General features: G+C 64.3%; 17 protein-coding genes. 13 read left to right on the top strand and 4 right to left on the bottom strand.

Annotated elements, in window-relative coordinates:
• Window positions 1–64: 64 nt before the first annotated feature.
• From LB551_RS26460 to LB551_RS26450, 3 genes are all read right to left on the bottom strand, one after another.
• Window positions 65–913, bottom strand: a complete 849-nt coding sequence (locus tag LB551_RS26460) for a lytic transglycosylase domain-containing protein (protein ID WP_140550907.1) — start codon at window positions 911–913, stop codon at window positions 65–67.
• 5 nt (window positions 914–918) lie between these two features.
• Window positions 919–2,169: a flavodoxin-dependent (E)-4-hydroxy-3-methylbut-2-enyl-diphosphate synthase gene (gene ispG, locus LB551_RS26455; protein ID WP_140550906.1), complete on the bottom strand. Its 1,251-nt coding sequence runs from the start codon at window positions 2,167–2,169 to the stop codon at window positions 919–921.
• A gap of 533 nt (window positions 2,170–2,702) precedes the next feature.
• On the bottom strand, window positions 2,703–2,882 hold the full coding sequence (locus tag LB551_RS26450; RefSeq protein WP_097571999.1) for a YdcH family protein: 180 nt from the start codon (window positions 2,880–2,882) through the stop codon (window positions 2,703–2,705).
• Window positions 2,883–3,121: 239 nt separating this feature from the next.
• Between LB551_RS26450 and LB551_RS26445 the strand changes: the two genes are divergently transcribed.
• Complete coding sequence (locus LB551_RS26445; RefSeq protein WP_140550905.1) at window positions 3,122–3,325, top strand: YdcH family protein; 204 nt, start codon at window positions 3,122–3,124, stop codon at window positions 3,323–3,325.
• A 2-nt stretch (window positions 3,326–3,327) separates the two neighbouring features.
• On the opposite strand, the gene LB551_RS26440 is transcribed toward LB551_RS26445, so the two are convergent.
• Window positions 3,328–4,122, bottom strand: a complete 795-nt coding sequence (locus tag LB551_RS26440) for an IclR family transcriptional regulator (protein WP_140550904.1) — start codon at window positions 4,120–4,122, stop codon at window positions 3,328–3,330.
• Window positions 4,123–4,251: 129 nt separating this feature from the next.
• Between LB551_RS26440 and LB551_RS26435 the strand changes: the two genes are divergently transcribed.
• The 12 genes from LB551_RS26435 to LB551_RS26380 all read left to right on the top strand — a co-directional run bounded on the left by LB551_RS26435 (window position 4,252) and on the right by LB551_RS26380 (window position 13,718).
• Window positions 4,252–5,133, top strand: a complete 882-nt coding sequence (locus LB551_RS26435; protein WP_140550903.1) for a transporter substrate-binding domain-containing protein — start codon at window positions 4,252–4,254, stop codon at window positions 5,131–5,133.
• A 94-nt stretch (window positions 5,134–5,227) separates the two neighbouring features.
• The gene (locus LB551_RS26430) at window positions 5,228–5,893 is read left to right on the top strand and encodes an amino acid ABC transporter permease (protein WP_140500485.1); all 666 of its coding nucleotides are present in this window, start codon (window positions 5,228–5,230) and stop codon (window positions 5,891–5,893) included.
• A gap of 1 nt (window position 5,894) precedes the next feature.
• Window positions 5,895–6,545: an amino acid ABC transporter permease gene (locus LB551_RS26425; protein ID WP_140500483.1), complete on the top strand. Its 651-nt coding sequence runs from the start codon at window positions 5,895–5,897 to the stop codon at window positions 6,543–6,545.
• A 2-nt stretch (window positions 6,546–6,547) separates the two neighbouring features.
• A complete protein-coding gene (locus tag LB551_RS26420; RefSeq protein ID WP_140550901.1) occupies window positions 6,548–7,342 on the top strand; it encodes an amino acid ABC transporter ATP-binding protein in 795 nt (264 codons plus the stop codon).
• Between the two features lie 38 nt (window positions 7,343–7,380).
• A complete protein-coding gene (locus LB551_RS26415) occupies window positions 7,381–7,842 on the top strand; it encodes a RidA family protein (RefSeq protein WP_140550900.1) in 462 nt (153 codons plus the stop codon).
• A gap of 23 nt (window positions 7,843–7,865) precedes the next feature.
• Window positions 7,866–9,071, top strand: coding sequence for an aminotransferase class V-fold PLP-dependent enzyme (locus LB551_RS26410; protein WP_224629175.1), 1,206 nt, complete (start codon window positions 7,866–7,868; stop codon window positions 9,069–9,071).
• Between the two features lie 404 nt (window positions 9,072–9,475).
• Window positions 9,476–10,015: a sigma-70 family RNA polymerase sigma factor gene (locus tag LB551_RS26405; protein WP_224629177.1), complete on the top strand. Its 540-nt coding sequence runs from the start codon at window positions 9,476–9,478 to the stop codon at window positions 10,013–10,015.
• Window positions 10,012–10,908 (top strand): anti-sigma factor family protein, encoded by an 897-nt coding sequence (locus tag LB551_RS26400; protein WP_224629179.1) that lies wholly within the window; start codon window positions 10,012–10,014, stop codon window positions 10,906–10,908. The genes LB551_RS26405 and LB551_RS26400 overlap by 4 nt, the downstream gene beginning before the upstream one ends.
• A gap of 95 nt (window positions 10,909–11,003) precedes the next feature.
• Complete coding sequence (gene purE, locus LB551_RS26395; protein ID WP_140550896.1) at window positions 11,004–11,501, top strand: 5-(carboxyamino)imidazole ribonucleotide mutase; 498 nt, start codon at window positions 11,004–11,006, stop codon at window positions 11,499–11,501.
• Window positions 11,498–12,574, top strand: coding sequence for a 5-(carboxyamino)imidazole ribonucleotide synthase (locus LB551_RS26390; protein WP_224629181.1), 1,077 nt, complete (start codon window positions 11,498–11,500; stop codon window positions 12,572–12,574). The genes purE and LB551_RS26390 overlap by 4 nt, the downstream gene beginning before the upstream one ends.
• Before the next feature lie 273 nt (window positions 12,575–12,847).
• On the top strand, window positions 12,848–12,973 hold the full coding sequence (gene ykgO, locus LB551_RS26385) for a type B 50S ribosomal protein L36 (protein ID WP_125004464.1): 126 nt from the start codon (window positions 12,848–12,850) through the stop codon (window positions 12,971–12,973).
• 109 nt (window positions 12,974–13,082) lie between these two features.
• A complete protein-coding gene (locus LB551_RS26380; RefSeq protein WP_224629182.1) occupies window positions 13,083–13,718 on the top strand; it encodes a tetratricopeptide repeat protein in 636 nt (211 codons plus the stop codon).
• Window positions 13,719–13,814 lie beyond the last annotated feature (96 nt).

Here is a 13,814-nt window from a genome sequence, read left to right as displayed (position 1 = left end):
TTGTGATGGATGCGACAGACGCATTCAGGCGAACAAAGCGTTACCGAGCTCGTTCAATGCGGCTCTAACGGTTGCGCACCACCACGCATGCCCCGCCGACACTTTGCAGTTTCTGGCAGATGGCGCCGGCGGCGGCACGGTCGTCGACCCCGATCCTGACCGCGTAGATGCCGCGTCGGCCGATCGGCGTCCGCACCCGGCTGACCACCGGATCATGCCCGGCTAACAGGGCCGGGAAGCGGCCTCTCACCCTGAGCCACTGGTTGATCGCGGCGCTGCGGCGGAAATTGCCGGCCACCTGGACTCCCCACGGCTTTATGTTGATGGAAGCCATCGCCACCGTCCGCGACATGATCACCGGGAGCTTGCGGCAGGCCGCGACGAAATCGGATTTCGCGTCGAGCGGTCGTACGCTTCCGGCATAGGCGCGGTCGGCGAACTTATCGACCGGCTCGCCCATGATGTCGAAGACATAGCTTTCGGTTTCCATCGGCAGGAAGCCGCCCGAGCCCAGCCAGCGCGAGACCCGGTTTTCGCCGGCATTGTAGGCGGCGGCCGCCAGGCCGAGATTGCCATAGCTGGTCTTCATCTCGGCGAGGTATTTCGCCGAGGCCGGGATCGCCTGGTTGATGTCGAAGGAATTGGCGAGCCCGCGCATCCTGGCGGTCCCCGGCATAAACTGGGCGATTCCTTCGGCGCCGACTGGACTGACGGCGTTGGGATCGAACCGACTTTCCTTCCAGATCAACCGGGCGAAGAAATCCCTGGGCAGGCCGTTCTGGTCGGCATGGGCCTGGATCAGATTGCAGACCTTGTCGATCAGCCGCTGCTTGGCCGATTGCGGCGGATCGGCCTGGACCAGGGTCGGCCACCCGCACAGCAGGATCAGCGCCACCGGGAGGAAGCGCAGCATTCGACCTACTCTGCCGCGGCCTTGCCGCGACCAAATCGTTGTTCGATATAGTCGGTGACCATCTTTTCGAAATCCTGCGCGATCGACGGTCCGCGCAGCGTCGCCGCCTTCTTGCCGTCGACGAAGACGGGCGCCGTCGGCGTCTCGCCGGTGCCGGGCAGCGAAATGCCGATATCGGCATGTTTGGACTCGCCCGGGCCGTTGACGATGCAGCCCATGACCGCGACCTTGAGGTTCTCGACCCCTGGGTATTTCTCACGCCACGCCGGCATGTTCTTTCTGAGATCAGCCTGGATGTTCTGCGCCAGTTCCTGGAACACGGTCGAGGTTGTACGGCCGCAGCCGGGGCAAGCGGCGACGATCGGCACGAATTGCCTGAAGCCCATGGTCTGCAACAATTCCTGCGATACCTGCACCTCCCGTGTGCGATCGCCGTTCGGCTCCGGCGTCAGCGATATGCGGATGGTGTCGCCGATGCCTTGCTGCAACAGGATGCCCATGGCGGCGGATGAGGCGACGATGCCTTTCGAGCCCATGCCGGCCTCGGTGAGGCCGAGATGCAGCGCATGGTCGGAACGGCTGGCAAGCTCGGTGTAGACGGCGATCAGGTCCTGCACGCCGCTGACCTTCGCCGAGAGGATGATCTTATCGCGGCCAAGGCCGATCTCCTCGGCCATCTCGGCCGAGAGGATCGCCGACTGCACGATCGCCTCGCGCGTCACTTGCTGTGCGGTCAACGGAAAGCCGCGGGCCTGGTTGTCGTCCATCAGCCGGGTCAGGAGTTCCTGGTCGAGCGAGCCCCAGTTGACGCCGATGCGCACCGGCTTGTCATGCTTGATCGCCATTTCGACGATTGCCGCGAACTGCCGGTCCTTCTTGTCCTTGAAACCGACATTGCCGGGATTGATGCGGTATTTGGCCAGCGCCTCGGCGCAGGCCGGATGATCGGCCAGGAGCTTGTGGCCAATATAGTGGAAGTCGCCGACAATCGGCACGTTGATACCGAGCCGCGCCAGCCGCTCCCGGATGCGCGGCACCGCGGCGGCGCTTTCATCGCGGTCGACGGTAATGCGCACGATCTCGGAGCCGGCGCGATGCAGCGCCGCGACCTGGGCGACCGTCTGGTCGACATCGGCGGTATCCGTATTGGTCATCGACTGCACGACGACGGGAGCACCGCCGCCAACCACCACGCCGCCCACATCGACGCCAACCGAGGTGCGGCGCGGGAAGGGGAAGGAATAATATCCGGTCATGCCGGCAGCCTTTAATCTCTGGGGCGCCGCGCGTCCACTTGGACGCACAAAAGCGCGCTCCGGGCCGATGCGCTGAAGTCCGGGCATGAGGTGGAGGAGCAAAGATGGCTTGTCAATGGCGACAGGTCGCCACTGGCCGCAATCATCCCGCCGCCGGTTCCTTGGCACCCGATTTTTTGCCGGTCGCTTGCGTTGGCCAATCGGCTACCTGGCGATTGGCAGGCCCCAATCGCTTCACCATTCCGGGAATGAATTCCGGGGAGGAGCAAGGAGAAGAGCGACGCAGCACAGCCAGAATCCAAGCCCTGACCTCAGAGCGCCATGGCTCTTCGGTCAAGAGTTACCGCATAGATTCAGGGGTTCCTGCGCAGAGCTTCACTCCTGCTCGTCCTCGGATTCCGAAGTCGGAAGGCCTCGGCCTGGTACGGATATCTGTGATGGCCGACCTGAAACGGAAATCAAAACCACCAGTCCGGCGGCAATTGCCGCCGGCAGGAAAGACCCGGATGGTGAGCGGTTATGTCAGTGGGGCATCAATGCGTCGTGGGTTTGGCCCTCAGTTTTTCAATCTCGTCCTTGATTGCCAGCTTGCGTCGCTTGAGATTCACGATTTCGAGGTCGTCCACCGACGGGTGATTCATCGCATCATCGAGCTCGCGTTCGATGTCGCCGTGTTTCCGCTGCAACTCATCAAGATGGGATGCAAGAGACATGATTGGTTCTCCCTTTCATGGTTTCCTCGATTGCAGCCGCCAAAGGCGCGTCCACCGCAGGCTCGCTCTGTGACGGCACAATGACAGTGTGCCACCTTCGCGCAGCGATGTCGAATGATCCGTGGTAGCATTCCACGGCACTGTGAAATGTGATATGGGCTGCGCGCCGGTGGCAAAACGAGCCGCCCCCGCCCAATCAGGCCCAGTTTTGGGCGCCGCAGACGTGCAGACGGTAGAGAATGTCCGATCAGGAACAGGCCGATATTCGCCTCGAATTTTCCCGGCTGAAGCAGGAACACGCCGATTTCGACGCTGCGATCAATGCGATGATCGCCATGAACTGCGACCCGCTGCAGATCCAGCGCATGAAGAAGAAGAAGCTTGCGCTGAAGGATCGGCTGATGAAGCTGGAAGACAAGATCATCCCGGACATCATCGCCTGACTTCAGGTCCAGGCCGCGATCGAAAGCCTCGCCGCGCGTTCGCGCAGCAGGGCCAGGAGTTCGCCTGTCTTCTCCTGCGACGTGTCGATGGGCACCACCAGACACATCGTCGCCTCGACCGTGCCGGGCGCTGAAAACACCGGCGCGGCGAGGCATTTCGTATAGGCGTCGACGAGCCCCGAAGTGATACAATAGCCGGTGGCGCGCGCCGTCGCTATGTCGGCGATGAAATCGTCCAGCCGCAATCTGCGGCCATCGGGCAGGATGAGATCGTCTTCCGATATCATCGCCTCGATCCGGGCCTGTTCGAGACCGGCGAGCAGGAGCCTGCCTGAGGCGGTCCAGGGCAGCGGGATCTGCAATCCGGTGGCGGAGCTGATGCGGAACGGCCGGGTGCCCGGGCTCGAGTGGACGATCGTATAGCGGCCGCTCTGCAGCATGCACAGTTCGGACGTCTCGCCGGTCTCGCGCGACAGGTTGTCGACCTCCTGGCGTCCTCGCCTCAAGAGGTCGTTGCCGCGCACATAATCCATTCCATAGAGATAGAGCTTCTTGCCGAAATAGACGCGGTTGCCGTCGCCGGCCATTTCCAGGAGGCCGGCATCGACCAGCGATCGCACCAGCGTGTAGGTGGTCGAACGCGGCGCGTTGACCCCCTTGGCCAGGTCGCCGATGCCGATGGCGCGCTGTGTCGAATGAAGGAACTCCAGAATCTCGAGCACCCGGTTGAGGCCCTTCTCCCGAGAGGCCGAAATCTTTGCGTCCGCTGAGACCGCCAAGGCGCTGCCATCTTGCATTGTCGATTCCTGATGTTAGTATCTGTCTTGTACAGGATACACACGTCCCTTGTAAGAGACAATTTCTGAATGATTTCGGGCGCGTGTATTGCCTGTGCGTAGGGGAACACAACACGAAAGGAGGTCGCTGTGAACGACACATCCAAAAGGCGTGATTTTCTGAAACTGGGCATGGCCGGACTGGCAACGGCCGGCGTCATGAGCGCGGCGGCTACGGTCGACGTGCAGAAGGCGGCGGCGCAGGCTGCGCCCGATAGCCTGCTGCGCACCGTGCTGGAGCGCGGCAAGCTGATCGTCGGCACCGGAAGCACCAATGCGCCCTGGCATTTCGAGAACGATGCCGGCGAACTCGTCGGCATGGACATCACCATGGGACGCATTCTCGCAAAGGGGTTGTTCGATGACCCGGCCAAGGTCGAGTTCGTCATGCAGGACCCGGCGCAGCGCATTCCGAACGTGACGACCAACAAGGTCGACATCACCATCCAGTTCATGACCATGACCGCGCAGCGCTCGCAGCTGATCAACTTCTCCAGGCCTTACTACGTCGAGGGCGTCGCCTTGCTGACTTTGCCCGGCGCCGAGAACAAGACCTTCGACAAGCTGCTTGCCGCAGGCTCCGCGACGCGCGTTTCCATCCTGCAGAATGTCGACGCCGAATCTTCGGTGCATTTTGCCTTGCCGGAGGCGCAAGTGATGCAGATCGATACACAGGCCAACGTGCTGCAGGCACTGGAATCCAAGCGTGCCGATGCCGCTGCCGTCGACCTTTCCACCGTGCGCTGGCTCGCCTCGCGCAATCCTGACAAATACTTCGACGCCGGCAAGAGCTGGTATTCGATGCTTTATGGCGCAGCGCTCCGGCAAGGCGATCTCGACTGGCTGACCTTCGTCAACCAGACCTTCACCATCGCCATGTTCGGCCATGAAACGGCGCTCTACGACGCGGCGTTCAAGGACTATTTCGGGCAGGAGCCGCCGGCGCGCCATCCCGGCTTCCCGGTTATCTGACGTCATCGGCGGATAGGCGCCGCCGGCGCCCTTCCGCCTTTTTCCTGGCGACGCGGCCAGCTTTGCGTCACATCGGGAGCACTGAGGCCGACGCATGGGTTATGCGCTTAATTTCAACCTGATCTGGCGGCATTTCGACAAGCTGTGGGGCGGCCTGCTGCTCAGCCTCGAACTCGCGGTCATCTCGATCGCCATTGGCATCGTCATCGGCCTGGTCCTGGCGGTCTGGTACGTGTCGGCCGGACGCATGGTGCGCGGCATCATCGCCGCCTATGTCGAATTCATCCGCAACGTGCCGCTGATCTTGCTCGTCTATCTCGTCTTCTACGGTCTGCCGACCGTGGTCGACATCGCCTACAGCGCGCAAACCTCGTTCGTCGCCACGCTGGCGCTCTACAGCGGCGCCTATCTGGTCGAGGTGTTCCGCTCCGGTCTCGAAGCGGTGCCGCGCGGCCAGCTCGACGCCGGCAAGGCGATCGGCCTGACGCCCTGGCAAAGGCTGCTGCATGTGCGCCTGCCGACCATGCTGCGCATCACGCTGCCGGCACTTTCCAACACCTTCATATCGCTGTTCAAGGACACCTCCGTCGCCTCGGTCATCTCGGTGCCCGAGCTGACCTTCGGCGCGCAATGGATCAACTTCAACACCTTCCGCATCGTCGAGGTCTATCTCGTCGTGACGGCGATGTATCTGCTGACCGGCTACGCCCTGCTTTACGCGCTCCGGCTCGTCGAACGCTGGTTCAAGGTGGTGCACTAGCATGCTTGGCCAGATCGCCTACGCCTTGCCTTTCCTGGCTCAGGGTTTTGCGCTGACGCTTTGGGTGTCGCTGCTGGTCGTGACGTTTTCGCTCGTCGCCGGCGTCGTCCTTGGCGTTGGCCTGGTCTATGGCCCGGCGCCGGCACGCTGGGCGGTGCGCATCTTCAGCGACACGATCCGCGGCATACCGATCCTGGTTCTCATCTTCTTCGTCTATTACGGGATGCCGGCCGTCGGGCTTCACCTGCCGTCCTTCTGGGCTGCCGTGCTGGCGCTGACCTTGTTCAAGACGGCCCAGGTCGTCGAATACCTGCGGGGCGCCGTCGGCTCCATCCCGAAGGGACAATCGGAGGCCGCGATGGCGATCGGCCTGACCTTCCGCCAGCGGCTGGCCCATGTCATCTTTCCGCAAGCGTTCAGGCGTTTCCTGCCGCCCTGGATCAATGGCGTCACCGACGCGGTCAAGGGCAGCGCGCTGGTTTCGCTGCTCGGCATCACCGATCTCATGCAGGCCATCAACCAGGTCATCGGCCGCACCTATGAGGCCATGCCGCTCTACATCCTTGGCGCCCTCATCTATTTCGCCGTCAATTATGCGCTTTCGCTTGCCAGCCGGCGGCTGGAGCGGCGCTTCTCCTTCATCCGGGAATAGCAATGTCCACAAGCTCGAACGATGCCCCGGCCCTCCTCGATATCCGCGATGTGTCCAAATCCTTTGGCGCCGTCCAGGTCCTGCGCTCGGTCAGCCTGCGCGTGGCGCGCGGCGAGGTGGTGACGGTCATCGGGCCCTCGGGCAGCGGCAAGACCACGCTGCTGCGCTGCGTCAACTTCCTGGAGAGCTATGACAGCGGGTCCATCCGCATCGACGGCAAGGAGGTCGGCTTCCGCGAAACCGGAGCCCGCCAGCGCCGCAGTGAACGCGACCTTGCCGCGATGCGCGCCGAGACCGGCATGGTGTTCCAGAGTTTCAACCTGTTTCCGCATCTCACCGCCGCCGGCAACATCATGCTCGGCCTCACCAAGGTGCGCGGCAAAAGCACCGCGGAGGCGCGCGCGATTGCCGAACACTGGCTCGGCCGCGTCGGCCTTGCCCATAAGGCCGACAGCCTGCCGGCGGAGCTCTCGGGCGGCCAGCAGCAGCGCGTCGGCATTGCGCGCGCCGTGGCCATGGGGCCGAAAATCCTGCTGCTAGACGAGATAACCTCCGCCCTCGATCCGGAACTCGTCGGCGAGGTGCTCGAAGTGGTGCGCAGCCTCGCCGAGGACGGCATGACGATGGTGATGGTCACGCATGAGATGGCCTTTGCCCGCGACGCCTCGAGCCGCATCGTCTTCATGGCCGATGGCGGCGTCGGCGCGGTCGGCCCGCCGAAGGAGATTCTCGCAGCAGACGCCGACAATGAGCGTCTGCGCAATTTCCTGGCGCGCTTCCGCGCCTCGCACTTCTGACATCGGATGGTCGACGCCATCCCAAGGAGCCTTCTTCCATGACGCCTTACACCAGGCTCGCCGAACTCGGCCTCACATTGCCCGAGCCGCCGACGCCCATCGCCAACTTCGTCACCCATGCCGAGAGCGGCCGGCTGATCTTCCTGTCCGGCCAGGGACCGCTGCGAGCTGACGGCACGCTCTGCACCGGGAAGGTGGGCGAGGATGTGACGGTGGAGCAGGCTTATCAGCATGCCCGCCTCACCGGCCTTAACCTGCTTGCCGTCATGCATGCTGCCGCCGGCGATCTCGGCCGCATCGTGCGCGTCGTCAAGCTGCTCGGCTTCGTCAACGCCACGCCGACCTTCAGCGATCACCCCAAAGTGGTGAATGGCTGCTCCGATCTTTTCGCCGACGTTTTCGCCACGATCGGCGGGCATGCCCGCTCGGCGATCGGCGTCGGCTCCTTGCCCGGAAACATCACCGTCGAAATCGAAGCGGTCGTCGAGATCGCCGCCTGACCTGCTAGAAATGGGATCCAGAGATGAAAACCTATTCCGACACCGGCTCCAACACCACGATCCGCGAACGGCTCGGCCTTCGCCCGATCATCAACGTCTCCGGCACGATGACGGCGCTCGGCGCATCGATCATCGTACCTGAAGCGATCAGCGCCATGTCTGAAATGGCATCGCAATGGGTGGAGATGGATGATCTGCAGCGCGCCGCAAGCGCCGTCGTCGCGCGCCTCACCGGCGGCGAGGCCGGCTTCATCACCGCCTGCTGCGCCAGCGGCATCACCATGGCGATCGCCGGCGCGATGACGGGAACCAACCTGCTCGCCATTGAACGCCTGCCTGACGTCACGGAAGGCCTGAAGTCCGAAGTCATCGTCCAGCTCGGCCACATCGTCAATTATGGGGCGCCGATCGACCAGTCGGTCCGGGTGGCCGGCGCCAAGGTCGTGCCTGCCGGCACGGTCAGCGTGACGCAGGATTATCATGTCCGGGACGCGATCAACGACCGCACGGCGGCAGGCCTCTATGTCGTCGCGCATCACACCGTGCAGTACGGCATGCTGTCGCTGGAGGAATTCTGCGAAATCTGCCACGCCAAGGGGGTGCCGGTGATCGTCGACGCGGCTTCCGAATATGACCTGCGCGGCTTCCTGGCGCGCGGCGCCGACATCGTCATCTACAGCGGCCACAAATTCCTGAGCGGCCCGACCAGCGGCATCGTCACCGGACGCAAGGATCTGGTGCGATCAGCCTATCTGCAGAACCGCGGCGTCGCCCGCGCCATGAAGGTCGGCAAGGAAAGCATCGCCGGCACCATGGCCGCGCTCGAGGCCTGGGAGAAGCGCGACCACGCCGGCATCCGCCGGCGCGAAGAGGCCGCCCTCAACCTTTGGAAGGATGCTCTGCAAGGTATCCCGGGCATTGGCGCGGAGATCATTCCCGACCCGACCGCCAACCCACTTGATCGGCTGCAGGTCTTCGTGCGGCCGGAAAGCGGTTTCACCGCCGCCGGCCTTGCCTCGGCGCTTGCCGGGGGATCGCCGCCCATCATCGTGCGCAACCACGAGGTCGAACGGGGCCATTTCTTCCTCGACCCCTGCAATCTTCATCCCGGAGAGGCGGAGATTGTCGCCGAACGGCTGCGTGCCCTGTTGACCGCGAAGGACCGGCCCGCCGACGCCATGAGGATTGCTCGCAAGGATTCTTCCGGCGCCTTGCGCTGGCCGGATTGAGCGCCAAGCGGACCAACGAAACAGAAGCATGGGCTGATCACGTGACCGTGAACAGCCGGATGCGTACGCGCCGGGAATAAATCTCGGCCGCAACGGGTCTCCTCGACATAGGCCGCTACAGGCGTTGAGGAGACCGGCATGCCCGTCATTGCGAAAACGACAGCGAGCATGGCCGCCGCGTCGGCGGCCGCCATTTGCTCGAGCGCATGACCTTAGCCGGCCTTCTCCCATGATGCAGGGCTTTCCCATTGCGCTTGACACTGGTGACGCAGATGAATTCACTTTCGCCACGGCAGGCGGCTCTGCCTGTTGCCGCGGGTTTCGCCCGGGCGAGCGGGACGAGATCACCCGCGTTGCCTGAAAGCGCCCGGCCTGTTCCTCGCGGAGTATCGGATGGTGCTGCTTTGAGCGATAAGGCCAGGGCCGAGCGCTTCAACGAGGTGGTGCTGCCGCATCTCGGCGACGCGCTCGCGCTTGCCCGCTGGCTGACCGGCAATGGCGCCGATGCCGAGGACGTCGTGCAGGACGCCTGCATAAAGGCGCATGCCGGCATATCAGGCTATGCCGGCGGCAATGCCCGCGCCTGGCTGCTGACCATCGTGCGCAACACCGCCTATACCTGGATGTCGCGCAACCGGCCGCGCGGCATGCTGGCTGTCGGCGATCTCGGCGACCTCGATGAGATGGCGGCGGCACACGGCACCAGTCTGCCGGACGAAAACGGTCCGGAGGCAAGCCTGATCGCCAAGGCGGATACGGCGGCACTTGAAGCGGCTATAGCAGCCTTGCCGCAGCCGTTCCGCGAGGCGCTTGTGCTGCGCGACATCAACGGCCTCAGCTACCGCGAGATGGCGGCCATGCTCGGCGTGCCGATGGGTACGGTGATGTCCAGGCTGGCCCGCGCGCGGAGCCTGCTTGTGTCTGAACTGGGGAGAGCGCCATGACCATGCATGACGACGGACTGCCCAATGATCCGAAAGGCATCAGGCTGATGATCCACGCCCTCGTCGACGGCGAACTTGATGCAGCGGCCGCGCTTGCGGTGGAGCGGCGCCTCGCCGCCGATCCGCGGCTTGCCGCCGAGCATGCCCGCATCGTGGCCTTGCAGGGCGCGATCGGCCACTTGCCGCACTCCGAGATCAGCGATGCCTTTCGGGCTCGCATCGCGGCCATTGGCGCTGCGGCCACCGCGCAGCCGGAGGCAGGCGAAACGGTCAAACCGCAGCAGGGCTCACCGGCGCTGCCGGGGATGCTTGCCCCTAGCGGGGGAGGGCAGAGGCGAAATGCCGATCCGCGGCTGTCGCCAAGTCGAGCGCGCCGCTTCGGCTCGTTCGACTGGCGGGCCATGGCCGCGTCGATCATGATCAGCGCGGTACTCGCCAGCGGGGCGACGCAATGGGTGATGTTCAGCGGTGCGGAAGACGGCCTTGCCGCCGCGGTCGCCAGCGGCCATCGCCGCAGCCTGCTTGCCGCCAGCCCGATCGACATCGTCTCGTCGGATCGCCATACGGTAAAGCCTTGGCTCGACGCCCGGATCGGCGTGTCACCACCGGCACCTGATCTTGCCCAGGACGGCTACGCACTGATCGGCGGCCGCGTCGAAGTAATCGCCGGCCGGCCCGTGCCGGCACTTGTCTACCGCCACCGCGAACATCTGATCACGCTGGTCGCCGAACCGCAGCAGGACGGTAAGGTCAGCGGGCCTGACGATCTGTCCTCCGGCGGCTTTTCGCTGGTGCAGTGGAGCGACGGCGCCTTCTCCTACTGGGCTATCTCCGACATGGAGCGGCCCGAACTCGACGATTTCGTCGCCCGCTTCCGCAAGGCTGCGGCATAGGCCGATCTCCCGGCCGGACGACCGGCAATGCCTCGCATCCTTGCCGCCGCCGCCGAATTCCGCTAAGGCGCGCCTTTGTCGCCGGGAGCAGAAGCTTGGACGATCAACGCGCCGACGTCGCCATCATCATGGGCAGCCAGTCCGACTGGGCGACCATGCGCCATGCCGCCGAGACACTGGAGGCGCTTGGCATCCCGCATATCAGGCGGATCATCTCGGCGCACCGCACCCCCGACCGACTCTACGACTTCGCCAAGGGCGCCAAGGCCGCCGGCTACAAGGTCATCATCGCCGGTGCGGGCGGTGCGGCGCACCTGCCCGGCATGACGGCGGCGATGACACCGCTGCCGGTGTTCGGCGTGCCGGTGGAATCCAAAGCCCTGTCGGGACAGGATTCGCTGCTGTCCATCGTCCAGATGCCGGCCGGCATTCCCGTGGGGACGCTGGCCATCGGCAAGGCCGGTGCGGCCAATGCAGCCCTGCTGGCCGCCGCCGTGCTGGCGCTCCACGACGACAAGCTTGCCGGGCGGCTTGATGCCTGGCGCGCCTCCCAGACCGCCAAGGTCGCGGCCGAACCCACGGACGCGCCGTGAGCCTGCCCGCCGGATCGACCATCGGCATCATCGGCGGCGGCCAGCTCGGCCGCATGCTGGCAATGGCGGCCGCTCGCCTCGGCTACCGCACCGTGGTGCTGGAGCCGCAGCCGGATTGCCCCGCAGCGCAGGTCGCCAACCGTCAGGTCACGGCCGCCTATGACGACCCCGCCGCGCTTGCCGAACTGGTCGCGGCAAGTGCCGTCGTCACTTATGAGTTCGAGAACGTTCCGGTTGCCGCCGCCGAGGCGCTCGCCGCCAAGGTGCCGGTCTATCCGCCTGCGCGCGCGCTTGATGTGGCGCAGGACCGGGTGACCGAGAAGACATTTCTCAACGGCATCGGCATTGCCACGGCGGATTTCCGCGCGGTCGACAATGACGACGAGCTGACGGCGGCGCTGAAGTCCTTTGGCGGCAGCGGCATATTGAAGACGCGGCGCATGGGTTATGACGGCAAGGGCCAGCGCGTCTTCCGCGACATGGAAGCCGGCGGCTTCGCCGGCACCTGCGAGGCCATGGGCAACGTGCCGCTGGTCCTCGAGGCTTTCGTTTCCTTTGAGCGCGAAGTCTCCGTCATCGCCGCGCGCGGCATCGATGGCGTCGTCGCCGCTTACGATCCGGCCGAGAACGTCCACCGCAGCGGCATTCTCCACACATCGACCGTGCCGGCCGTGATCGCGCCCCAGACAGCCGAGGCGGCCCGGACGGCGGCGGTGAAGATCCTGTCGGCGCTTGACTATGTCGGCGTCATCGGCGTCGAGTTCTTCGTGCTGGCCGACGGCTCGCTGCTGGCCAACGAGATCGCGCCCCGCGTCCACAATTCAGGTCATTGGACGGAAGCCGCCTGCACCGTTTCGCAGTTCGAGCAGCATATCCGCGCCGTGGCCGGGCTGCCGCTCGGCGACCCGCGGCGCCATTCCGACTGCGTGATGGAGAACCTGATCGGCGACGATATCATGCGCGTTCCGGAATTGCTGGCGGAGCCAGAGCTGATGTTGCATCTCTACGGCAAGGCCGAGGCGCGGCCCGGCCGCAAGATGGGCCATTTCACCCGGATCAGCCGCCGCGCCTGACAGCGACAGCGACACCGCGAGCTACTGGGCAGGAAAACTCGGCGCATGGTGTCCCCCAGTCACGTGGCGACCACCACATCATACCAGCCGGTGCCGAGCCATGGGCCGGCTGCGGATATTTGACGGCATCGGGCATTCATCTCCGCTACCAGGCATGCTTGCGGTTGACACGGACAAGGCTCCTCGTTTATGAGCCACCCACAGTTCAAAGGCGCGTCTTCTGGCGCGCCTTAAAATTTCGACCCGACCGGGTCCACACCGACAGGCAAGACCATGAAGATCAAGAATTCGCTCAAGGCGCTGAAGGCGCGTCATCGCGACAACCGTCTGGTTCGCCGCAAGGGCCGCGTCTACATCATCAACAAGACCGCCCCGCGCTACAAGGCGCGCCAGGGCTGAGCTTCGTCGCGAGGCTTTTTGCCTCCACAGTTGGTGTTTATCGTCGGTCCGCCGGCTTTTCACGCTAAAATCGGTTTGACGTTCCGCCGCCCGGGACTAGATTCGGGCGATGCGGATTCTTTTTGCATTTCTGACGATCCTCGTTTGCAGCGCCGTCTCGTTGCCGGCGCGGGCCGATGATCGGGCGACCGTGCAAACGGCCCCGGAGCCGGCGCCTCCGGATGCCCAGCCGGCGCCGGAAGCCCCGCCTCCCGCAATGACCAGGGAGGCCCGGCTCGACAAGCTGTTTGCCGATCTCAAGCGCGAGCGCAACGAAAAGGCGGCAGAGCGTATCGCCGGCATCATCTGGAACGAATGGTCCCAGTCGGGCAGCGCCTCGATCGACCTGATGATGCAATGGTCGCAGAAGGCGATCGAGAACCAGAAGTTCGACGTCGCGCTCGATTTCCTCGACCAGGTGGTGACATTGCAGCCAGCGTATGCCGAGGGCTGGAACCGGCGTGCAACGGTGCATTTCATGATGAAGAACTACGGCAAGTCGATGTCCGACATCGATCATGCGCTGCAACTCGAGCCACGCCACTTCGGCGCGCTGTCTGGCCTGGCGCAGATCATGACCGTGACCGGACGCAAGCAATCGGCGCTCGAGGCCTGGCAGAAGGTCCTTGCCATCTATCCGATGCTGCGCAGCGCCCAGGACCAGGTCGGCACGCTTTCGGAAGAGCTCGCCGGCGAAGGCATTTGATATTTAAGGCAGTAGGGGAATAGGGCAGTACGGCAGTAGGAGAGAGATCGCCCGGAAATACTTCCCCTACTCCCCTACTCCCCTACTCCCCTACTC

The sequence above is a fragment of the Mesorhizobium sp. BR1-1-2 genome (genome assembly GCF_020165435.1).
Lineage (GTDB): Bacteria > Pseudomonadota > Alphaproteobacteria > Rhizobiales > Rhizobiaceae > Mesorhizobium.
Note: the sequence above shows the minus strand (reverse complement) of the source record. Positions and strands in the feature narration are given on the sequence as shown.